At 68.1% G+C, this 20,239-nt stretch carries 18 protein-coding genes; 14 read left to right on the forward strand and 4 right to left on the reverse strand.

Going from position 1 to position 20,239, the window contains the following annotated elements; genetic code table 11:
* The first annotated feature begins 26 nt into the window (after positions 1–26).
* The 6 genes from ACSQ86_RS12010 to ACSQ86_RS12035 all read left to right on the forward strand — a co-directional run bounded on the left by ACSQ86_RS12010 (position 27) and on the right by ACSQ86_RS12035 (position 5,897).
* A complete protein-coding gene (locus ACSQ86_RS12010; protein WP_093109151.1) occupies positions 27–986 on the forward strand; it encodes a Bug family tripartite tricarboxylate transporter substrate binding protein in 960 nt (319 codons plus the stop codon).
* Between the two features lie 77 nt (positions 987–1,063).
* A complete protein-coding gene (locus ACSQ86_RS12015; protein ID WP_436308898.1) occupies positions 1,064–1,624 on the forward strand; it encodes a tripartite tricarboxylate transporter TctB family protein in 561 nt (186 codons plus the stop codon).
* A gap of 1 nt (position 1,625) precedes the next feature.
* Positions 1,626–3,146: a tripartite tricarboxylate transporter permease gene (locus ACSQ86_RS12020; RefSeq protein WP_093109153.1), complete on the forward strand. Its 1,521-nt coding sequence runs from the start codon at positions 1,626–1,628 to the stop codon at positions 3,144–3,146.
* A gap of 108 nt (positions 3,147–3,254) precedes the next feature.
* The gene (locus ACSQ86_RS12025; RefSeq protein ID WP_436303795.1) at positions 3,255–3,623 is read left to right on the forward strand and encodes a hypothetical protein; all 369 of its coding nucleotides are present in this window, start codon (positions 3,255–3,257) and stop codon (positions 3,621–3,623) included.
* Positions 3,624–3,731: 108 nt separating this feature from the next.
* Positions 3,732–4,802, forward strand: coding sequence for an alpha/beta fold hydrolase (locus tag ACSQ86_RS12030; RefSeq protein WP_436303796.1), 1,071 nt, complete (start codon positions 3,732–3,734; stop codon positions 4,800–4,802).
* Between the two features lie 141 nt (positions 4,803–4,943).
* A complete protein-coding gene (locus tag ACSQ86_RS12035; protein ID WP_436303797.1) occupies positions 4,944–5,897 on the forward strand; it encodes a hypothetical protein in 954 nt (317 codons plus the stop codon).
* A gap of 6 nt (positions 5,898–5,903) precedes the next feature.
* On the opposite strand, the gene ACSQ86_RS12040 is transcribed toward ACSQ86_RS12035, so the two are convergent.
* The 4 genes from ACSQ86_RS12040 to ACSQ86_RS12055 are packed head-to-tail and all read right to left on the reverse strand — an operon-like array spanning position 5,904 to position 12,057.
* On the reverse strand, positions 5,904–6,269 hold the full coding sequence (locus ACSQ86_RS12040; protein WP_436303798.1) for a hypothetical protein: 366 nt from the start codon (positions 6,267–6,269) through the stop codon (positions 5,904–5,906).
* Positions 6,270–6,308: 39 nt separating this feature from the next.
* On the reverse strand, positions 6,309–9,434 hold the full coding sequence (locus tag ACSQ86_RS12045) for an efflux RND transporter permease subunit (RefSeq protein WP_436303799.1): 3,126 nt from the start codon (positions 9,432–9,434) through the stop codon (positions 6,309–6,311).
* On the reverse strand, positions 9,431–10,582 hold the full coding sequence (locus tag ACSQ86_RS12050) for an efflux RND transporter periplasmic adaptor subunit (protein ID WP_436303800.1): 1,152 nt from the start codon (positions 10,580–10,582) through the stop codon (positions 9,431–9,433). The genes ACSQ86_RS12045 and ACSQ86_RS12050 overlap by 4 nt, the downstream gene beginning before the upstream one ends.
* On the reverse strand, positions 10,579–12,057 hold the full coding sequence (locus ACSQ86_RS12055) for an efflux transporter outer membrane subunit (RefSeq protein ID WP_436303801.1): 1,479 nt from the start codon (positions 12,055–12,057) through the stop codon (positions 10,579–10,581). Before ACSQ86_RS12055 ends, ACSQ86_RS12050 begins: the two co-directional genes overlap by 4 nt.
* A gap of 236 nt (positions 12,058–12,293) precedes the next feature.
* On the opposite strand from ACSQ86_RS12055, the gene ACSQ86_RS12060 reads away from it, so the two are divergent.
* From ACSQ86_RS12060 to ACSQ86_RS12095, 8 genes are all read left to right on the forward strand, one after another.
* Entirely contained in the window at positions 12,294–13,817 is a 1,524-nt protein-coding gene (locus ACSQ86_RS12060; protein ID WP_436303802.1) for a sigma-54 interaction domain-containing protein, read from the forward strand.
* 151 nt (positions 13,818–13,968) lie between these two features.
* Complete coding sequence (locus ACSQ86_RS12065; RefSeq protein ID WP_436303803.1) at positions 13,969–15,165, forward strand: substrate-binding domain-containing protein; 1,197 nt, start codon at positions 13,969–13,971, stop codon at positions 15,163–15,165.
* A gap of 4 nt (positions 15,166–15,169) precedes the next feature.
* Positions 15,170–16,003: an ABC transporter ATP-binding protein gene (locus tag ACSQ86_RS12070; protein WP_436303804.1), complete on the forward strand. Its 834-nt coding sequence runs from the start codon at positions 15,170–15,172 to the stop codon at positions 16,001–16,003.
* Complete coding sequence (locus tag ACSQ86_RS12075; protein ID WP_436303805.1) at positions 16,000–16,728, forward strand: ABC transporter ATP-binding protein; 729 nt, start codon at positions 16,000–16,002, stop codon at positions 16,726–16,728. Before ACSQ86_RS12070 ends, ACSQ86_RS12075 begins: the two co-directional genes overlap by 4 nt.
* Positions 16,725–17,708 (forward strand): branched-chain amino acid ABC transporter permease, encoded by a 984-nt coding sequence (locus tag ACSQ86_RS12080; protein ID WP_436292508.1) that lies wholly within the window; start codon positions 16,725–16,727, stop codon positions 17,706–17,708. Before ACSQ86_RS12075 ends, ACSQ86_RS12080 begins: the two co-directional genes overlap by 4 nt.
* A gap of 41 nt (positions 17,709–17,749) precedes the next feature.
* Positions 17,750–18,814, forward strand: a complete 1,065-nt coding sequence (locus ACSQ86_RS12085; RefSeq protein WP_093109166.1) for a branched-chain amino acid ABC transporter permease — start codon at positions 17,750–17,752, stop codon at positions 18,812–18,814.
* On the forward strand, positions 18,811–19,686 hold the full coding sequence (locus ACSQ86_RS12090) for an alpha/beta fold hydrolase (protein WP_436303806.1): 876 nt from the start codon (positions 18,811–18,813) through the stop codon (positions 19,684–19,686). Before ACSQ86_RS12085 ends, ACSQ86_RS12090 begins: the two co-directional genes overlap by 4 nt.
* A 46-nt stretch (positions 19,687–19,732) precedes the next feature.
* Positions 19,733–20,239, forward strand: a complete 507-nt coding sequence (locus tag ACSQ86_RS12095) for a DUF1993 domain-containing protein (protein ID WP_436303807.1) — start codon at positions 19,733–19,735, stop codon at positions 20,237–20,239.

Here is a 20,239-nt window from a genome sequence, read left to right on the forward strand (position 1 = left end):
AGCTTCCTAGATCCAAGGAGACATGCATGCGTCGAGATACCTTTCTGAAGTCCCTGGCCGCCCTGGCCGCCACCGGTGCCTTGCCACTCTCGGCTTGGGCCGGCCCCAACGTCAAGATGATGATCCCGGCCAATCCTGGCGGCGGTTGGGACACCACGGGCCGTGCGCTGGGCAAGGCGATGACCGACAGCAAGCTCGCCGACACGGTCACCTACGACAACAAGGGCGGCGCCGCCGGTGCGCTCGGCCTGGCCCAGTTCGTCAACGGCTCCAAGGGCGACCCGAATGCGCTGATGGTGATGGGCGCCGTGATGCTGGGTGGCATCATCACCGGCAAGCCGCCGGTCAACCTCTCGCAGGCCACGCCGATCGCGCGCATCACGAGCGAGTACAACGTGTTCGTGCTGCCGGCGAGTTCGCCGCTGAAGACCATGAAGGATGTGGTCGAGCAGCTCAAGAAGGACCCGGGCAGCGTCAAGTGGGGCGGCGGTTCGCGCGGCTCCACCGAGCACATCGCCGCGGCCATGATCGCGCAGAAGGTCGGCGTCGATCCGTCCAAGATCAACTACGTCGCCTTCCGCGGCGGCGGCGAAGCCACGGCGGCCATCCTGGGCGGCAACGTCACCGTCGGCGGCAGCGGCTACAGCGAGTTCGCCGAATACATCAAGACGGGCAAGATGCGCGCCATCGCCGTCACCTCCGGCACGCGCCTGCCCGGCAGCACCGTGCCGACGCTCAAGGAGCAAGGCATCGACGTCGAGATCGGCAACTGGCGCGGCGTCTACGGCGCGCCCGGCATCACGGCCGAGCAGCGCAAGGCGTTGACCGACCTGGTGCTGGCGGCGATCAAGACGCCGACCTGGGCCGAGGCCATGAAGAAGAACGACTGGACGCCGGCCGTCCTGTCGGGCGAGGCCTTCGCCAAGTTCGTGGACGACGAGTTCGCGAGCCTGCGCGCGACCATGATCAAGTCCGGCATGGTCTGAGCGCGCATTCGCGAAAGCGCGGGAGCACGCCCGGCGGCGTGCTCCTTTCTTCCTTGACCAACGCGAGGTCCAGAACAATGTCCAACATCGACCCCCTCTCGAGCGGATACGCGTCGCTCGAGCCCCAATCGCCGCCGTCTGCCGTCTGGCCGCAGACGCTGGTCGGCGTCGGCATCCTTCTCACCGGCCTGGCGCTCGGCTTCGGCGCGATCGGCATCTCGTCCGAGGCCGGCTACGGCGGCGTCGGCCCCAACTTCCTGCCCTGGCTGGTGTCGGTCGCGCTCACGGTGTGCGGCGCCTGGATCATCTGGGAGTCGCGCACCGGCGGTTTCCGCGAGATGGATGCGCCTTCCGGTGCGGTGCAGACCTACTGGAGCGGCTTCGCCTGGGTGACGGCCGGGTTGCTGCTCAACGCGGCGCTGATCACCACCATCGGCTTCATCCTGAGCTGCACGCTGTGCTACCTGTTGGCCGTGCAGGGCCTGCGGCGCGCGAGCGGCCAGGCGGCCGTCAATGCGCCGCGCACCTGGACCACCGACATCGTGACCGGCCTGCTGATCTCGGCACCGGTGTTCTGGCTCTTCACCAAGTTCCTGGCGATCAACCTGCCGGGCCTGACGACCACGGGATGGCTCTGACATGGACATCTTCAATGCATTGATGCAGGGCTTCGCGCTCGCGATCACGCCCGTCAACCTGCTCTGGTGCCTGGTGGGTTGTGCCCTCGGCACGGCCGTCGGCGTGCTGCCCGGCATCGGCCCCGCGGTGGCAGTGGCGATGCTGCTGCCGATCACCGGCAAGGTCGACATCACGGCCTCGATGATCTTCTTCTCAGGCATCTACTACGGCGCCATGTACGGCGGCTCGACCACCTCCATCCTGCTCAACACGCCGGGGGAAACGGCGAGCATGGTGACGGCGATGGAGGGCAACAAGATGGCCAAGAGCGGCCGCGCCGGCGCCGCGCTGGCCACCGCTGCCATCGGCTCCTTCGTGGCCGGCAGCATCGCCACCGTGGTCGTCACGCTGTTCGCGCCCTTCGTGGCCGACTTCGCCGTCCAGCTCGGGCCGCCCGAATATTTCCTCTTGATGGTGCTGGCCTTCACGACCGTGAGCGCCGTGCTCGGCAAGAGCACGCTGCGCGGCATGACGGCGCTCTTCATCGGCCTCGCAGCCGGCTGCATCGGGCTCGATCAGATTTCCGGCCAGGGGCGCTACACCGGCGGCATTCCCGAGCTGCTCGACGGCATCGAGATCGTGCTGGTCGCGGTCGGCCTGTTCGCGGTGGCCGAGGTGCTCTATGCGGTGCTATACGAAGGCCGCGTGGTCGAAAGCCAGAACAAGCTGAGCCGCGTGCACATGACGGCGCGCGACTGGAAGCGCTCGATCCCGGCCTGGCTGCGCGGCACCGCGATCGGCGCGCCCTTCGGCTGTATTCCGGCCGGCGGCACCGAGATCCCGACCTTCCTCAGCTACGCGACCGAGAAGAAGCTGGCCAAGGACCCGGACAGCAAGGCCGAGTTCGGCACCAAGGGCGCGATCGAAGGCGTGGCCGGCCCCGAAGCCGCCAACAACGCGACCGTGACCGCCGCGCTGATCCCGCTGCTCACCCTCGGCATCCCGACCTCGAACACAACGGCCATCCTGCTCGGCGCGTTCCAGAACTACGGCATCCAGCCCGGGCCGCAGCTCTTCACCACCTCAGCCGCGCTGGTGTGGGCGCTGATCGCGTCGCTCTACATCGGCAACGTGATGCTGCTGGTGCTGAACCTGCCGATGGTCGGCCTGTGGGTCAAGCTGCTCAAGATCCCGAAGCCGCAGCTCTACGCCGGCATCCTGATCTTCGCCACGGTCGGCGCCTACGGCATGCGCCAGAGCGCCTTCGACCTGGTGCTGCTCTACGTGATCGGTGTGCTGGGCGTCGTCATGCGGCGCTTCGATTTCCCGACCGCGCCGGTGGTGGTGGGCATGATCCTGGGCCCGCTCGCCGAAGCGCAACTGCGCAACGCGATGTCGATCGGCGAGGGCAGCGCGGCGGTGTTCTTCCAGCGGCCCATGTCCTTCGTGCTGATCGTGGTCGTGCTGGCGGTGCTGATCCTGCCGCGCGTGGCCAAGGCGATGGCGGAGCGCAAGGAGCGGCGCGCGGGCGCTGCGGCCTGAAGCGGCGGGTCCGCTAAGCTACGATCTCTTCGCCGCTGCGCTGATCGCCAAGCCACAAGGCTGGCGAGCGGCGCGCGTGACGGCGGTGTTTGGTCTTGGCGCGAGTTCTTGAAGCCGGACCACAGCCATGCACAAGATCTCACCATGAGTCGACAACCCCTGCGAATTCGATTGGGCAGCCGCTGGACCTTCTTTACCTACTCGCGTACCGACGTGCGCTTGCTCGGGACCGTTCAGGAAGGCATGCAGATCGGCGCATTGGCGCAGATGGAGGACGGCTCCTATGTGCAGATCAATGGCGACGTGGTTCGTGTGCTCAATACCAGCCGCGTCAAGAAAGCCCTGGGGCGCGACTTCGAGGCGCATGTTCCGAGCCAGTCCGGCCATCGAACGCCGCCGCTCGTGGTTCCGACCGTTGTCGTCAAGAAACGTCGCCTTGTCCAGCGACCCGTGGTGCGAGCCGCTGACGAAGAATGAGATTTCGATCCCGGATGACGTGGCGCGCATGCTAGAGCGCGGCTGACAAGCCGATCCCGCCATGGCACCATAACCCTCCGCTGGCACTGCCCAGCCGGGGGTGATGGGATGCCGCTGAAACAGCAGATCCGCTTCTGCACCGCGCCCGACGGCGTGCGGATCGCCTATGCCACGAGCGGCAGGGGGCCGCCCCTGCTGAAAGTCGGCAACTGGCTCTCGCATCTCGAGTTCGACCTCACCAGCCCGGTCTGGGGCCACGTCCTCGAGATGCTGTCGTCCCGCAACACCCTGGTGCGCTATGACCAGCGCGGCACCGGCCTGTCGGACCGGGAGGTCGAGCAGGTGAGTTTCGAAGTCTGGCTGCAAGATCTGGAGACGGTGATCGATGCCGCCGGCCTCGAACGCTTTCCGATGCTCGCGATCTCCCAGGGCGTCAGCCTGGCCATCGCCTACACGGCGCGCCATCCCGAGCGGGTGAGCCGCCTGGTGCTGCAGGGCGGCTATGCGCGCGGGCGCAGGAAGCGCGGCGGTGGGCGGGTGCTCGACGAGGAAGCCGAAACGCAGGCGAAGCTGATGGAGATCGGCTGGGGCCGTGCGGATGCGGCCTTCCGCCAGTTCTTCACGAGCCAGTTCCTGCCCGAAGGAACGCCCGAACAGCATCAGTGGTTCAACGAGCTGGCGCGCGTGTCGACCTCGCCCTCCAACGCGGCGCGCACCTTGCGGGCCTTCGACAGCATCGACGTGTCCGACCTGCTGCCGCAGGTGCATTGCCCGACGCTGGTGCTGCATGCCACCGGCGATCTGCGCGTGCCCTTCGACGAAGGCCGCCTCATCGCGGGCGCCATCACGCAAGCCCGCTTCGTGCCGCTGCACAGCGTGCACCACCTGATGCTCGCGCAGGACGAGGTCTGGCCGCTGTGGGTCGAAGAGGTGCGGGACTTCCTCGGCACCGTCGATGCCGGGGCGCAAGACCCGGCGCTCGCACGCCTGACCGCACGCGAGCGCGAGGTGCTGGAACTCATTGCGCAGGGCCGCGACAACACCCAGGCGGCGGCGGCGCTGCAGCTCAGCGAAAAGACGGTGCGCAACCACATCACCAGCATCTTCGCCAAGCTTGAAGTCGAAAACCGGCCGCAGGCGATCGTGCTGGCCCGCAACGCCGGTTTGGGACGCGGCTGAGGCCTACCCCGGACCGTGGTCCCGGGCTTTGCGTGTCGTGCGGCCCGCCGAACGCGATTTCCGGGACCACCACCTCATGGTCCCGAAGGCTGCTTCTTCGAACAATGAGTTCATCCCCTGACGCGTTCGAAGGAGCCCACCATGCAGTCCGTACAGACCGTGTCGTCCCAGGCGACATCCACCCTCCGCTATGCCCGTTGCATCGAGAACTCGAAGCGCATCCGCTGGGACATCGATCGCGACGTGATCCGCCAGCGCGAGTTCGGCGCGGCCGACAAGTTCCCGCCCGACGGGCTGACGCTGCTGCAGGAGCGCCTCGCTTTCCTGAGCTCCGGCGAGCGGCGTTTCCTGAACCGGATCCAGGGCCGCACCTACGCCAACATGTTCGGCCTGCTCGAACGCTTCGTCGGCGCCAAGATTCTCGAAGTGAGCCGCGATCACTGGCTGGGCGACCAGGTGGCGCTGGAGGCGCTGGTGCGCTTCACCGACGAGGAGCTCAAGCACCAGGAGCTGTTCCGCCGCATCGAAGGCCTGGCCGCGCGCTGCATGCCGGCCGGCTACCTGTTCGTGCCCGAGCCCAACACGGTGGCGCAGTTCGTGCTCGGCAAGTGCACCTGGGCTGTGCTCGCGCTGACCTGCGACGTCGAACTCATCACGCAGGTGCACTACCGCGAGAGCATTGCGGTGGATGCCGAGATCTCGGCGCTCTTCAAGGACGTGTTCCTCTTCCACTGGAAGGAGGAGTCGCAGCATGCCGTGCTCGACGAACTCGAGTGGCAGCGCGAGGACGCGAAGCTCACGCCGGAAGAACGCGATGCGGCCGTCGACGATCTCATCGCGCTGGTGGCCGGCATCGACGGCCTGCTGCAATTGCAGGCGGAGGCCGATAGTGCGTACTTCATGGCCAACAAGCCGCAGGCCGGCGTGCTGGACGCGGGCGAGGTAGAGACCATCCGCAAGACCTTGCTGGCGGCCTACCGGTGGCAGTACATCCACTCGGGTGCAGGCCAGGCGCGCTTCGGCGAACTGCTGACGGGGCTGATCACGCCTGCGCAGGGCCAGCGCATCCAGGCCGCCCTGGCCGGACTGCAATGATGCCGGCTAGCGAGGCGCGGTGCGATCGGCCGGCAGCACGATGGTTGCGCGGCCGTCGCGCGAGCGAACCGCATCGGAGCCGCTGGAGGGCAGTGGCGCGCCGGCCGGGCTGACGATCGTGGCGCGGCCGTCGGCGGAGGGCGCCGTGACGTCCGTTGGCGGGCCGCCGAGGGCGCGGTCCAGCGCGTTGCCGGCGGCGCGGATGCAGGCTTCGCGCGCCGGCGCCGGCAGCGTGCCGCTGTTGCAGGCCGCGATCTCTCTTTCGTAGCGTTGCCGGGCCTGCACCTCTTGGGCCGATTGGGCGCCTGCGGCCGTGGCCGCCGCCAGCAGGACGGCGCAGAACATCGCGGCAGGAATGCGCTTCGGGTTCATGGTTTGCCTCCGTGTGGGATCACGATGGCCCATGCTGCCTCAGTTCGGCGCCGGCTGCTGCTTCAGCGGCGGCGCCCCTTCCGGCGCATCGGCAGGGTCGGGCGCGCGGCCGCGGATGCGCGCGACCGTGCGCTTGATCCAGTGTTCGATGTCATCGATGTAGGTGAACACCGCCGGCACCACCAACAGACTCAGCACGGTGGAGGTGATCAGGCCGCCGATCACCGCCATCGCCATCGGCGCGCGGAAGCTGGAATCGGCCGCACTCAGCCCGAAGGCGATCGGCGTCATGCCGGCACCCATGGCCAGCGTGGTCATGATGATCGGCCGCGCGCGCTTGTGGCAGGCGTCGCGCAACGCGTCCCAGCGGCTCATGGCGTGGTCGCGGCGAGCGACGATCGCGTATTCGACCAGCAGGATCGAGTTCTTGGTCGCTACCCCCATCAGCATGATGAAGCCGATCATCGAGGGCATGGAGAGCGCCTTCTGGCCGATCAGCAGGCCGAGGAAGGCGCCGCCGAGCGCCAGCGGCAGCGCGCACAGGATCGTGACCGGGTGCAGGAAGTCCTTGAACAGCAGCACCAGCACGATGTAGATGCACAGCACGCCGGTCAGCATCGCCAGGCCGAAGCTCGCGAACAGCTCGCTCATCATCTCGGCGTCGCCGACCTCGGCCACCCGCACGCCGGGCGGCAGGTTCTGGATCGAGGGCAGCTTCATCGCCGCGGTCTTCGCATCGCCCAGGCCGACGCCCGAGAGCTCGATCTCGAAGTTAACGTTGCGCGAGCGGTCGTAGCGGTCGATCACAGCCGGGCCGCCTTCCATCGTCAACGTGGCGACCTGGCCGAGCATCACGGGCCCGTTCTTGCCGGGCACGCTGAGCCGTTCGAGCAGCGCGAGGTTCTGGCGCGCCGAGTCCTCGAGCTTGACCACGATCGGCACCTGGCGCTGCGCCAGGTTGAGCTTGGGCAGCGCCTGGTCGTAGTCGCCCAGGGTCGCGACGCGCAGCGTCTCGGCGATGGCCGAGCTGGTGACGCCCAGGTCGGCCGCGCGCGCGAAGTTCGGGCGCACCGCGATCTCGGGACGGATCAGGCTCGCGGTCGAAGTGATGTTGCCCAGGCCGGGAATGGTGCGCAGGTCCTTCTCGACCGCGCGCGCCGCGCTTGTGAGCGCCGCCGGGTCTTCGCCGGTCAGCACCAGGATGTACTTCTCGCCCGAGCCACCCAGGCCCACGGTGCTGCGCACGCCGGGCAGGGTCTCGAGCGCCCTGCGGATCTCGTTCTCGATGCCCTGCTTGCGCGGCCGGTCGCCGCGGTCCGCTAGCTTGATGGTGAGCGTGGCCTTGCGCGTTTCGGGCGTGCCGAAGTTGGCGAAGGGATCGCCGCCCGCGCTGCCGCCGCCCACTGTGGTGTAGACGCTCTTCACATGCTCGACCGCCATCACGCGTTGCCGCGTCTCCTCGGCCATCGCCATGGTCTGGGCCAGCGTGGCGCCCGGCGGCAGCGACAGATAGACCTGGGTCTGCGAGTTGTCGTCGGGGGGGATGAAGCCGGTCTTGAGCAGCGGGATCATCGCCACCGAGCCGAAGAAGAAGAGGGTGGCCAGCACCATGGTGGTGAAGCGGTGCCGCAGGCTGCGCTCGGCCAGGCGCATGTAGAAGGCGAGCCAGCGCGGCTCCTTCTCGGCGCCGACCAGGGGCTTCAGGATATAGGCCGCCATCATCGGCGTCAGCATCCGCGCCACCACCAGCGAGGCGAACACCGCCAGCGAGGCGGTCCAGCCGAACTGCTTGAAGAACTTGCCGGCCACGCCGCTCATGAAGGCGGTGGGCAGGAACACCGCGATCAGCGTGAAGGTGGTGGCGATCACCGCCAGGCCGATCTCGTCGGCGGCCTCCATCGCCGCCTGGTAGGGGCTCTTGCCCATGCGCAGGTGGCGCACGATGTTCTCGACCTCCACGATCGCGTCGTCCACCAGGATGCCGACCACCAGCGAGAGCGCCAGCAGCGTGACCACGTTGATCGAGAAGCCCAACAGGTACATGCCGATGAAAGCCGGGATCGCCGACATCGGCAGCGCCACGGCCGAGACGAAGGTGGCGCGCCAGTCGCGCAGGAACAGCCACACCACGAGCACGGCGAGCAGGGCGCCTTCGTAGAGCAGGTGCAGCGAGCCGTCGTACTCTTCCTGCACCGGCTCGACGAAGTTGAAGGCCTCGGTGAGCTGGATGTCCGGATGCTGCGCGCGCAGCTCGGCCAGCGCCTTCTGCACCGCGCCGCCGACCTCGACCTCGCTCGCGCCGCGGCTGCGCGCGACTTCGAAGCCGACCACCGGCTTGCCGTCGAGTAGCGCGGCAGCGCGCGGCTCGGCGATGGTGTCGGAGACGCGCGCCACCTGGTCGAGCCGGATGCGGCGGCCGTCCGAGAGCGGGATCTGCATGTCCGCCAGCTCGTCGGCCGAGCGCACGGTGGCCAGCGTGCGCACCGGCTGCTCGCTGCCGCCCAGGTCGGTGCGGCCACCGGCGCTTTCGGTCTGTACCTGGCGCAGCTGGCGCGAGATGTCGGCCGCGGTGGCGCCGAGCGCCTGCAGCTTGCCCGGATCGAGGTCGATGTGCACCTGGCGCGTGACGCCGCCCACGCGGTTGACGGCGCCGACGCCGCTGATGGCGAGCAGCTTTTTGGTCACCGTGTCGTCGACGAACCAAGAGAGCCCCTCCGGGTCCATGCGCGAGGAGGCGATGGTGAAGGCCAGCACCGGCTGGGCCGCGAAGTCGAGCTTGCTGATTACGGGGTCGCGCACGTCGGCCGGCAGGTCGGCGCGCACGCGCTGCACCGCGGAGCGCACGTCGTCGACCGCTTCCTGCACCGGCTTCTCGAGGCGGAACTCGACGATCAGCGTGGCCGCGCCGTCCTGCACCTTGGTCGTGATGTGCTTCAGGCCCTGCACGGTGGCGATCGAGTTCTCGAGCTTGCGCGCGACGTCGGTCTCGAGTTGCGAGGGCGCGGCGCCCGGCAGCGAGGCCGAGACGGTGACGGTCGGCAGGTCGATGTCGGGGAAGTTCTGCACCTTCATCGCGTTGAAGGACAGCAGCCCCGCGAAGGTGAGCAGCACGAACAGCATCACCGCCGGGATCGGGTTGCGGATGGACCAGGCCGAGACGTTCATGGACGCTGCTCCTTGTTCGGCAAGGCGTCCACCACCCGCACCAGGTCACCGTCGTTGAGGAAGCCGGCGCCCTGGACCACCACGCGCGCATCGGCCGGCAGCCTGGTCGTGATCTCGACGCGATCGCCGACGCGGCGGCCGGTCTCGACCTTGAGCTGCGCGACGCGGTTGTCCGGCTGCAGCAAGAGCAGATGGTTGAAACCGTCGCGCGGCACGATCGACGCCTGCGGCACGGTGAGCGCGCTGCTGCGGCCGAGCTGGAAATCGCCGCGCGCGAACATGCCGGCCTTGATGCCGGTGTTCTCCAAAACGTTGGGAATGTCGACGTACACCAGCGCCGCGCGCGTCTGCGGATCGACCGTCGGCGCGATGCTGCGCACCTTGCCGCTGACCTGGGCGCCGCTGGCGCTGATGACGATGGCCGGCGTGCTGACCGCGACGCGGCTCAGTTCGGCCGAGGTCACCTCGGCGCGCCATTCGAGCCGGCCCTGGCGGATCAGCCGGAACAGCTCGGTGCCGGCGCTGAGCACACTGCCTACGGTGGCGGTGCGCGAGGAGATCACGCCGTCGTCGGGCGCCAGCACCTGCGTGTTGCGGCCGCGCACCTGCTGCGCCGCGAGCACGGCCTCGGCCGCTTCGACGCGGGCCTTGGCCGTCTGCTCGGTGGTCTGGTACTGGTTGATCTGCTGCTGGCTCAGCGCGCCGGTGGCCTGCAGCGTGCGGGCTCGCGCGGCGTTGCCGGCTGCATCGGCGGCGGTGGCCTTGGCCTCGGCGAGCGAGGCGCGTGCCTGCGCGACGTCGGCCTGCACGGTCTCGGCCGAGAAGGTGGCGAGCACCTGGCCCTTCTTGACCACGTCGCCGACGTTGACCCGCACCTCGGCCAGGCGCAGGCCGTTGGATTCGGAGCCGATGCTGGCTTCCTGCCAGGCCGCGACATTGCCGTTGGCCGCGAGCGTGACGGTGAGCTCGCTGGTCTCGGGCTTGGCGACGGTCACGGTCAGCGCCGGCTTGGCCGGCGTTGCCGCCGCATCCTTGGGCTTGGCGGCAGCGCCCTCCGGCTTGCCGCGCGAGAACATGAACGCGGCCGCGGCGAGCAGCACGACCAAGGCGATCACGATGACGAGGGTGGAACGCTTCATTCTTTTCATGATGGCGACGTTGCTATCGTTGAGGTCGTTGTTGTCGTTGCGGATCCGGGCCGCGTCCAGCCGCCGCCCATCGAGCGATAGAGCGCCACCCAGGCCTCGGCGCGCTCGCGCTGCAGCGAGACGCGCGCGGTCTGCGCCGCGAACAGCGTGCGCCGCGAATCCTCGAGTTCGAACAGGCTGGCCAGGCCGCTCTGGTAGCGCGCGCTGGTGGCATCGAAGGAGGCCTGGTAGTTCTGCACCGCGGCATCGGCATCGCCGGCGCGCGCATCGGTGCTCTGCAGGTTGATCAGCGCTTCCTCGACTTCGCGCACCGCCTGGCGCACGTTGGCGCGGTAGAGCGCGACGGCCTCGTCGTAGCGCGCCCGCGCGGCATCGACATTGGCCGCGAGCGTGCCGCCGTCGAAGATCGGCACGCTGAGCGCGACCGGGCCGATGGTCCAGCTGTCCATCGTCTCGCGGATGCCGCTGGTGCGGATCTGCAGCCGCCCGATCGAGCCTTGCAGCGTGAGGCGCGGAAAGCGCTGCGCCAGCGCCGCGCCGGCGTCGGCGCTCGCCGCGGCCACGCCGAGCTCCGCCGAGTACACGTCGGGCCGCTGCGCAAGCGCCTCGGCCGGCACGCTGGCGACGGCCTGGACTGCCGGCAGCGGGCGATCGACCGGCGCGGCATCGAGCTTGGCCTGAAGCGTGCGCGCATCGATGCCGCTCAGCGCGACCAGCGCCTGCTGCTGCACCGCGCACTGCGCCCGCTGCTGCGTGAGGCGCGCCGACGCATCGGAGGCACCGGCGCGTGCGAGTGCGGCGTCGGCCGGCGCGGTGAAGCCGGCGCGCATCGACAGATCGTTCAGCCGTGCGGTCTCGGCACGCGACTGCGTGTCGGATGTGGCCACGGCGAGCTGGCGCCGGCAAGCGCGTTCGCCGAGGTAGGCGGTGGCGGTCTCGGCTGCGATCGAGACCCGTGCCTCGTGCCATTTCGCATCGGCGCCCGCAAGCCGAGCCTGGCTCGCATCGCGGCTCGCGCGCAGGCCGCCGAACAGGTCGATTTCCCAGCTCGATTGCAGGCCAGCCTGGATCGTCGTGACCGGCGGAATCGCGGTGAGGCCGCCGCCGCTGCTGCCGGTGCCGCCGAAGCCGCTGGTGGGCGAGTTGCCGCGGCTGGCCGATACGTTGCCCGTGAGATTCGGTGCCAGTGCCGCACCCGCAGACACGCGCGTCGCGCGCGCCTCGGCAATGCGCGCGGCCGCGCTGGCCACGCTGGGACTCGCGGCCTGTGCCGCGTCGATCAATTCGACCAGGAGCGGATCGTCGAGCTGGCGCCACCAGTCGGCCAGCACGGGCAGCGAGCCGCCATGGGGCAGGGGCGTGTGCCATTGCGCGGGCGTCGGTGCCGTCACCTGCTCGGGCGGGCGCGGCAGTGCGCAGGCCGACAGCAGCAGGGGAAGCGCGAGCCAGAGCGCGGGAAGCCGGGAATTCCTCATGAGAAAAGCGTTCCGCAAAAGTGGCGTGGCTGGCGAACCGATCGTTCGCCGCTGGGCCGGGGCGCAGCCGGGTGGGCCGTGCAAGGCGCGCAGCATAGCAAGTCTGCGAGCCTCGAGAACCATTGCCCTTACTGCAATTCGAAAAACCTCGCATCCTAACCAAGTGCTAAGAATTCATTGATGCCGAACTCGTCGGCCATTGATGCGCCGCAGGATGCGCGCGCTACGATCCGGCCATGTCCGCCGCCACCGCGCCACCGCCCGCACTGCCGCTCGATGCCGATGGCATCCTCGCGCTCGCCGCGCGCTCGATGTTCCATTTGTTCTCCAGCATCAGCCAGGGCATGTTCCTGGTCGACCGCGGCGGGCGCATCGTCTGGGTCAACGAGGGCTACCGGCGCTTCCTGCCGGCGCTGGGCTTCTCGTCCATCGACCAGTTCCTCGGCCACCAGGTGGAGGACGTGATTCCCAACACGCTGATGCATCGCGTGCTCGAAACCGGCGAGCCGATCCTGATCGACCTGCTCACCAACAAGGCCGGCACCTTCGTCGTCAGCCGCATTCCCTTGCGCGAGGAGGGCGAGGGCGGCGCGGCCGGCGCGGTCATCGGCGCGATCGGCATCGTGCTGTTCGACCATCCGGAAGACACGCTGCAGCCGCTCATCAGCAAGTTCGCGCTGCTGCAGCGCGACCTCGACGATGCGCGGCGCGAACTCGCGAGCCAGCGCAACAACCCGCTCTACCAGCAGTCGGCCGACGGCTTGCGCCGCTCGAAGTACACCTTCGCCAGCTTCATCGGCAGCAGCCCGGCGGCGGTGGAGGTCAAGCGCCATGCGCGGCGTGCGGCGCAGTCTTCCAGCCCGGTGCTGCTCCTGGGCGAAACCGGCACCGGCAAGGAGCTGCTCGCGCATGCGATCCACGCGGCCTCGGCGCGCGCACAGAAGCTCTTCGTGAGCGTGAACATCGCGGCCGTGCCCGACACGCTGCTGGAGGCCGAGTTCTTCGGCGTCGCGCCCGGCGCCTATACCGGCGCCGACCGCAAGGCGCGCGAAGGCAAGTTCAAGCTGGCCGACGGCGGCACGCTGTTCCTCGACGAGATCGGCGACATGCCGCTCGGCCTGCAGGCCAAGCTGCTGCGCGCGCTGCAGGAGGGCGAGATCGAGCCGCTGGGCTCGAACAAGCTGGTGCCCTTCGATGCGCGCGTGATCGCGGCCACTTCGCGCGACCTCGCGGTGCTGGTGCGGGAAGGGCGTTTTCGAGAAGACCTGTACTACCGGCTCAACGTGTTGCCGGTGCGCGTGCCGCCGCTGCGCGAGCGGCGCGCCGACATTCCGGCGCTGGTCGAGGCGCTGGGCGAGGACATGGCGCTGCGCAGCGCTGAGGCGCCGCCCGAGCTCACGCCCGATGCGCTGGCGCTGCTGGCCGCGCAGCACTGGCGCGGCAACATCCGCGAGCTGCGCAACGTGCTGGAGCAGGTGACCATGCGCAGCGATTCGCAGCGCATCGACGCGGCGCAGCTTGAGCGCATCCTGCGCGAGACCGGGCAGGAAAAGATTGCGGCGCCCGATGCGCTGCCGGCGGCCTCCGAAGCCGGCGACGGCAAGGCGCTGCTGCGGCCGCTCGCGCAGCAGATCGCGGAGCTGGAACGCCGGGCGATCGCCGCCGCGATGGCGGAGACCGGCGGCAACAAGCTGGCGGCGTCCAGGCTGCTCGGCATCTCGCGCGCGACGCTCTATGAACGTCTGGAAAACCCTGACTGAGAAACGTACAACTGTCTGAAATTAAGGCATTTCAAGTGTCTTGATTCCAGTCTTCCGCGTCTTCATACGAGGGAAAGTCCTTTGCCATCAAGGCGATCGTGACTGGCACGAACTGTGCAATATTCAGTCATCCCAAATCAGGAGACAAAGAATGCACCGTCGTCACATCGTCGCTATCGCGGCGCTCGCCAGCTTGGCCGCTTCGGCTCTCACGACCCCCGCCTGGGCCCAGTCGAACGAGATCAAGATCGCCCACATCTACAGCAAGACCGGTCCGCTCGAAGCCTATGGCAAGCAGACCCAGACCGGCTTCATGATGGGCCTCGAATACGCCACGGGCGGCACCATGGCCGTCAACGGCAAGAAGCTCGTCGTGATCGAGAAGGACGACCAGGGCAAGCCCGACCTCGGCAAGTCGCTGCTGGCGGCGGCCTATGCCGACGACAAGGCAGCGCTCGCGGTCGGCCCCACGTCCTCCGGCGTTGCGCTGGCGATGCTGCCGGTGGCCGAGGAGTACAAGAAGATCCTGCTGGTCGAGCCCGCGGTGGCCGACTCGATCACCGGCGACAAGTGGAACAAGTACATCTTCCGCACCGGCCGCAATTCGAGCCAGGATGCGATCAGCAATGCGGTGGCGCTCGACAAGCCCGGCGTCAGCATCGCCACGCTGGCACAGGACTATGCCTTCGGCCGCGACGGCGTGAAGGCCTTCAAGGATTCGGTCAAGAAGGCCAAGGTCGTCCACGAGGAGTACCTGCCGCAGAACACCACCGACTTCACGGCCGGCGCCCAGCGCCTGATCGACAAGCTCAAGGACCTGCCGGGCCGCAAGGTGATCTGGATCGTGTGGGCCGGCGCCGGCAACCCGTTCAAGATCGCCGACCTCGACCTGAAGCGCTACGGCATCGAGATCGCCACCGGCGGCAACATCCTGCCGGCGATGGCCAGCTACAAGCAGTTCCCGGGCATGGAAGGCGCGACCTACTACTACTTCGGCATCCCGAAGAATCCGGTGAACGAGGCGCTGGTCGCGGCCCACTACAAGCAGTTCAAGACGCCGCCGGACTTCTTCACGGCCGGCGGCTTCTCGGCTGCGATGGCGGTGGTGACGGCGCTCAAGAAGACCGGCGGCGACACCGGCACCAACAAGCTCATTTCCACCATGGAAGGCATGAGCTTCGACACGCCCAAGGGCCCGATGACCTTCCGCAAGGAAGACCACCAGGCGCTGCAGAGCATGTACCACTTCAAGATCAAGGCTGACCCGGCGTTTGCCTGGGGCGTGCCGGAGCTGGTGCACGAGATCAAGGCGTCCGAGATGGACATCCCGGTAAAGAACAAGCGCTAGCCCGATGCTCGAAACGCGCGGACTCACCGTCCGTTTCGGAGGCCATGTCGCGGTCAACGATGTCAGTTGCAGCTTTGCACCCGGCACGCTGACCGCGATCGTCGGCCCGAACGGCGCGGGCAAGACCACCTACTTCAACCTGATCTCGGGGCAACTCAAGGCGACGGCGGGCACGGTGTTGCTCGACGGGCAGTTGCTGTCGGGGCAGAGCGCCTCGGCGCGCACGCGCGCCGGGCTGGGCCGGGCCTTCCAGTTGACGAATCTCTTTCCCAATCTCACGGTGCTCGAGAACGTGCGCCTCGCGGTGCAGGCGACACGCGAGGGCGCGCACCGGCGCGGGCTCAATCTCTGGAGCATCTGGAGCGATCATCGCGCGCTGACCGAGCGCGCCGATGCGATCCTGGCCGAGGTCGCGCTCAAGGCCAAGGAGCATGCGACGGTCGCAAGTCTGCCCCACGGCGACCAGCGCAAGCTCGAAGTCGCGCTCCTGATGGCGCTCGAACCGAAGGTCTTCATGTTCGACGAACCGACGGCCGGCATGAACGCGGCCGAGGCGCCGGTGATCCTCGACCTGATCCGCGCGCTCAAGAAAGACAGGACGAAGACCATCCTCCTGGTCGAGCACAAGATGGACGTGGTGCGCGAGCTGGCGGACCGCATCATCGTGCTGCACAACGGGCAGCTCGTGGCCGATGGCGAGCCGTCGGAGGTGATCGCTTCGCCGATCGTGCAGGAGGCTTACCTCGGCTTGCCTGCGGCTGGCGCCGAGGACGCTTCGCGACATGTGACCCCCCCCATCCCGGCCTTCCCCCGCGCGGGGGAAGGAGCAACACCATGAGCCATCCAGCCTTGTTGCAACTCGAAGGCGTCCATACCCACATCGGCGCCTATCACATCCTCCACGGCGTCGACCTTGCGGTGCCCCGCGGCCAGCTCACGATGCTGCTGGGCCGCAACGGCGCCGGCAAGACCACCACGCTCAGGACCATCATGGGCCTGTGGCATGCGTCCGAAGGCCGCGTGCGCTTCGGCGAACAGGACATCACTGCGCTGCACACGCCGCAGATCGCCGGGCTCGGCATCGCCTACGTGCCCGAGAACATGGGCATCTTCTCCGACCTCACGGTCAAGGAGAACATGCTGCTCGCGGCGCGCGCGGCCAAGAACGCCGAGCAAATGGACGACGCACGCCTGAAGTGGATCTTCAAGCTCTTCCCCGCGGTGGAGAAATTCTGGAATCATCCGGCCGGCAAGCTCTCGGGCGGCCAGAAGCAGATGCTCGCGGTGGCCCGGGCGATCGTCGAGCCGCGCGAGCTGCTGATCATCGACGAGCCCAGCAAGGGTCTCGCACCGGCCATCATCAACAACATGATCGACGCCTTCAGCGAGCTCAAGAGGAGCGGCGTCACGATCCTGCTGGTCGAACAGAACATCAACTTCGCGCAGCGCCTGGGCGACACCGTGGCCGTGATGGACAACGGGCGCGTGGTGCACAGCGGGACGATGGCGGCCTTCTCGGCCGACGAACAACTGCAGCAATCGCTCTTGGGGCTGGCACTATGAAACTCGACTTCGACTGGAAGCCGATGGCGCTCGTGCCGGTGATCGCGCTGATCGCGTTCCCGCTGACCGGCTCCTTCTCCACCTGGCTCACGCTCACCGTCGCCGGACTCGCGATGGGCATGATCATCTTCATCATCGCCTCGGGCCTGACGCTCATCTTCGGCCTGATGGACGTGCTCAACTTCGGCCACGGCGTGTTCATCGCGCTGGGCGCCTTCGTGGCCAGCACGGTGCTCGGCGGCATGAGCGACTGGACCGGCTCGCAGGAGCTGTGGCGCAACCTGGTAGCGGTCTTCCCCGCCATGCTGGTCGCGATGGCGGTGGCCGGCGCGGTCGGCCTGGCCTTCGAGCGCTTCATCGTGCGGCCGGTCTACGGCCAGCACCTGAAGCAGATCCTCATCACCGTGGGCGGCCTGATCATCGGCGAAGAGCTGATCAAGATGATTTGGGGCCCGGGACAACTTCCGTTGCCGCTGCCTGATGCACTGCGCGGCTCGCTGCTGGTGGGCGATGCGGCGATCAGCAAGTACCGCATCCTTGCGGTGGCGGTCGGCGTCTTCGTTTTCGGGCTCCTGGCCTGGACGCTGGGCCGCACCAAGATCGGCTTGCTGATCCGCGCCGGCGTGCAGGACCGCGAGATGGTCGAGTCGCTCGGCTACCGCATCGGGCGCCTGTTCGTCGGCGTGTTCGTGGTCGGCAGCGCGCTCGCGGGACTGGGCGGCGTGATGTGGGGCCTGTTCCAGCAGAACCTCATTCCGCAGATGGGCGCGCAGGTCAACGTGCTGATCTTCATCGTGATCATCATCGGCGGCCTGGGCTCGACCACCGGCGCGCTGATCGGCGCCTTGCTGGTCGGCCTCATGACCAACTACACCGGCTTCCTGCTGCCGACCGCGACGCAGTTCGCCAGCATCGCGCTGATGGTGGCGGTGCTGCTGTGGCGGCCGCAGGGCGTGTACCCCGTCGCCAGCAGCCGTTGATCCTTCGACACGCTCAGGACTCAGGACGATCGGATTCATTCATGCTGTCTCGCCTTCTTTCCAACGACATGCCGCGCAGTCGCGTGCTCGCGGTGCTGCTCGTCGTGCTGGTGCTGGGCCTGGCCTTCGCGCCTTTCATCTTCCCTGGCGTCAAGGCCTTGAGCGTCGCGGCCAAGGTGCTGGTGTTCATCGTGCTGGTCGCGAGCTTCGACCTGCTGCTCGGCTACACCGGCATCGTGAGCTTCGCGCACACCATGTTCTTCGGCATCGGCGCCTACGGCATCGCGATCTCGGCGACGCGGCTCGGGCCCGGCTGGGGCACCGTGCTGCTGGGCCTGGGCGCGGCGCTCGCGGTTTCGCTGGTGCTGTCGCTCGCGATCGGGCTGTTCTCGCTGCGGGTGCGCGCGATCTTCTTCGCGATGATCACGCTCGCGGTGGCCTCGGCCTTCCAGACGCTGGCCTCGCAGCTGTCGGATTTCACCGGCGGCGAGGACGGCCTGACCTTCAAGCTGCCCGAGCTGATCTCGCCGAGCTTCGAGTTCGCCGAAGAACCTTTTCTCGGCGTCTCGCTCGACGGGCGGCTGCTCTGCTACTACCTGCTGTTCGTGACCGCGGTGGTGCTCGTGCTGGCCTTGCTGCGCATCGTGAACTCGCCCTTCGGGCGCGTGCTGCAGGCGATCCGCGAGAACGAGTTCCGCGCCGAGGCGATAGGCTACCGCGTGGTGGTCTACCGCACGACGGCTTCGGTGCTGTCGGCGCTGTTCGCGACGCTGGCCGGCGCGATGCTCGCGATCTGGCTGCGCTACAACGGACCCGACACCTCGCTCAGCTTCGAGATCATGGTCGACGTGCTGCTCATCGTCGTGATCGGCGGCATGGGCACGCTCTACGGCGCGGCTGTCGGCGCGGCGCTCTTCGTGGTCGCGCAGAGCTACCTGCAGGACCTGCTGCGCATCGGCAGCGAAGCCACGAGCGGCGCGCCCTGGCTGGCGGCGCTGCTCTCGCCCGATCGCTGGCTGCTGTGGCTGGGCGTGCTGTTCGTGCTCTCGGTCTACTACTTCCCGACCGGCATCGTCGGTCGCCTGCGTGCGAGGGCTCTCCGATGAACGCACCGACTTCGAACTACCTGCAGATCGCGGGACGCGAGATTCACTGGATGGATTGGGGCACGCCCGGCGGCCCTGTGCTCATCGCCTGGCACGGGCTGGCCCGCACCGCTCGCGACATGGACGAGCTGGCCGTGCACTTCGCCGAACGCGGTTTCCGCGTGATCTGCCCCGACACCATCGGCCGCGGCCTGAGCCAGTGGAGCCCGGCGCCGGACGACGAGTACCAGTTGTCCTTCTATGCCCGCCTGGCGACCGGTCTCTGCGACGCGCTCGCGCTCGAGCGCGTGCACTGGGTCGGCACCTCGATGGGCGGCGCGATCGGCATGGTCTGTGCCGGCGGGCTGCTGGAGCCGCGCATGAAACCGCGCATCGCGAGCCTGGTGCTCAACGACAACGCGCCGCAGATCGCGCAAGCCGCGGTCGAGCGCATCCGTTCCTATGCCGGCCAGCCGCCCGCCTTCGACACCGTGGCCGAGCTCGAGGCTTTCTTCCGCACGGTCTACAAGCCCTACGGCTGGCTCAGCGACGCGCAATGGCGCCGGCTCACCGAGACCTCCACGCGCCGCCTGCCCGACGGCCGCGTGACGCCGCACTACGACCCGGCCATGGTGCGCCAGTTCGTTGCCCATCCGGAGGACTACCTGCTCTGGTCGCACTACGACGCGATCGAAGTGCCGGTGCTGTGCCTGCGCGGTGCGGAGTCGGATCTCGTGCTGCCGGCGACGCTGGACGAGATGCGTCGCCGAGGCCCCGGCGCCGCGGGGCGCCTGCAGATCATCGAAGTGCCGGGCTGCGGTCATGCGCCGGCGCTCAATGTGCCGGAGCATCTGGCGCCGATCGAGGCCTTTGTGCGCGCCGCCGGCACGTGATTGATGCAATGGCCACAATCGGCCGCTGCATCAATCCGGAGCTTTCATGACGCTTTCCCTCTACGACATCTCGATCCCGGTGTTCATCCGCGGGCTCGGCCAACTCTCCCATCTGCTGGACAAGGGGCTCGCGCATGCGCAGGCCTCGGGAATCGACCCAGCGACGCTTGTCGATGCGCGGCTCGCGCCGGACATGCTGACCTTGGCAGGGCAGATCCAGCGCGCCAGCGACGCCTCCAAGCTCGGTGCCGCGCGGCTGGCCGCGATCACGGCGCCGAGCTTTCCCGATACCGAGAAGACCTGGGACGAACTGCAGGCGCGCATCGCCAAGACGGTCGACTTCCTGAACAGCGTCGATCGCGCCCAGATCGACGGCTTCGAGGAACGGTCCGTCTCGATGAAGGTGGGCAGCAACGAGCTGGAGTTCACGAGCCAGCGCTACCTGCTGCAGTTCGCGCTGCCCAACTTCTTCTTTCACGTGACCACGGCCTACGACGTGTTGCGGCACAGCGGCGTGCCGATCGGCAAGCGCGACTACCTGGGCCGCTATTGA

Source organism: Variovorax sp. LjRoot130 (assembly GCF_964253755.1).
Taxonomy (GTDB): domain Bacteria; phylum Pseudomonadota; class Gammaproteobacteria; order Burkholderiales; family Burkholderiaceae_C; genus Variovorax.

What these genes read in the sequence shown, in the direction of transcription:
- ACSQ86_RS12010 (WP_093109151.1), top strand. Translation starts at nt 27, where the DNA reads ATGCGTCGAGATACCTTTCTGAAGTCCCTGGCCGCCCTGGCCGCCACC.
- ACSQ86_RS12015 (WP_436308898.1), top strand. Translation starts at nt 1,064, where the DNA reads ATGTCCAACATCGACCCCCTCTCGAGCGGATACGCGTCGCTCGAGCCC.
- ACSQ86_RS12020 (WP_093109153.1), top strand. Translation starts at nt 1,626, where the DNA reads ATGGACATCTTCAATGCATTGATGCAGGGCTTCGCGCTCGCGATCACG.
- ACSQ86_RS12030 (WP_436303796.1), top strand. Translation starts at nt 3,732, where the DNA reads ATGCCGCTGAAACAGCAGATCCGCTTCTGCACCGCGCCCGACGGCGTG.
- ACSQ86_RS12035 (WP_436303797.1), top strand. Translation starts at nt 4,944, where the DNA reads ATGCAGTCCGTACAGACCGTGTCGTCCCAGGCGACATCCACCCTCCGC.
- ACSQ86_RS12040 (WP_436303798.1), bottom strand. Translation starts at nt 6,269, where the DNA reads ATGAACCCGAAGCGCATTCCTGCCGCGATGTTCTGCGCCGTCCTGCTG.
- ACSQ86_RS12045 (WP_436303799.1), bottom strand. Translation starts at nt 9,434, where the DNA reads ATGAACGTCTCGGCCTGGTCCATCCGCAACCCGATCCCGGCGGTGATG.
- ACSQ86_RS12050 (WP_436303800.1), bottom strand. Translation starts at nt 10,582, where the DNA reads ATGAAAAGAATGAAGCGTTCCACCCTCGTCATCGTGATCGCCTTGGTC.
- ACSQ86_RS12055 (WP_436303801.1), bottom strand. Translation starts at nt 12,057, where the DNA reads ATGAGGAATTCCCGGCTTCCCGCGCTCTGGCTCGCGCTTCCCCTGCTG.
- ACSQ86_RS12060 (WP_436303802.1), top strand. Translation starts at nt 12,294, where the DNA reads ATGTCCGCCGCCACCGCGCCACCGCCCGCACTGCCGCTCGATGCCGAT.
- ACSQ86_RS12065 (WP_436303803.1), top strand. Translation starts at nt 13,969, where the DNA reads ATGCACCGTCGTCACATCGTCGCTATCGCGGCGCTCGCCAGCTTGGCC.
- ACSQ86_RS12070 (WP_436303804.1), top strand. Translation starts at nt 15,170, where the DNA reads ATGCTCGAAACGCGCGGACTCACCGTCCGTTTCGGAGGCCATGTCGCG.
- ACSQ86_RS12075 (WP_436303805.1), top strand. Translation starts at nt 16,000, where the DNA reads ATGAGCCATCCAGCCTTGTTGCAACTCGAAGGCGTCCATACCCACATC.
- ACSQ86_RS12080 (WP_436292508.1), top strand. Translation starts at nt 16,725, where the DNA reads ATGAAACTCGACTTCGACTGGAAGCCGATGGCGCTCGTGCCGGTGATC.
- ACSQ86_RS12085 (WP_093109166.1), top strand. Translation starts at nt 17,750, where the DNA reads ATGCTGTCTCGCCTTCTTTCCAACGACATGCCGCGCAGTCGCGTGCTC.
- ACSQ86_RS12090 (WP_436303806.1), top strand. Translation starts at nt 18,811, where the DNA reads ATGAACGCACCGACTTCGAACTACCTGCAGATCGCGGGACGCGAGATT.
- ACSQ86_RS12095 (WP_436303807.1), top strand. Translation starts at nt 19,733, where the DNA reads ATGACGCTTTCCCTCTACGACATCTCGATCCCGGTGTTCATCCGCGGG.